The 347-nt window shown below is 31.7% G+C and carries 1 protein-coding gene; it reads right to left on the bottom strand.

The features are described 5' to 3' along the window. Positions 1-264 precede the first annotated feature (264 nt). Positions 265-347, bottom strand: an 83-nt coding sequence (locus tag AC1ECF_RS17530) for a cold shock domain-containing protein (RefSeq protein WP_480390725.1), incomplete at its 5' end; no start/stop codon positions are given.

Below are 347 nucleotides of genomic sequence, written 5' to 3'. Positions count from 1 at the left end.
GAAAAAATTCACATATTACAAAAAGTTCCAAATAAGACACGAATACTCTTTGTAATAGGTGAATTTTTGTTTTTCTTGTATACAATCTTATTAAACCTAGTATATAATTAAAAGTTACATTTGTCTAGTGATACGATTTCCTATTCCTTTGCCAGCCTTTAAAGCATATGCCCATATTAGACTACGATCGAAACATATCACCTACGAAAAAAAGAGACATCCTAATGAAAGGATGTCTCTTTTTACCTGGTTACATCATTAAAATTATAATTTTACGATGTTTGCAGCTTGTGGTCCACGTTGGCCGTTTTCTACTGAAAACTCAACTTTTTGACCTTCTTCAAGTG

Source organism: Psychrobacillus sp. Z3-81 (assembly GCF_056620325.1).
The sequence above is the reverse complement of the archived record's forward strand: the minus strand, read 5'-3'. Positions and strand labels throughout refer to the sequence as shown.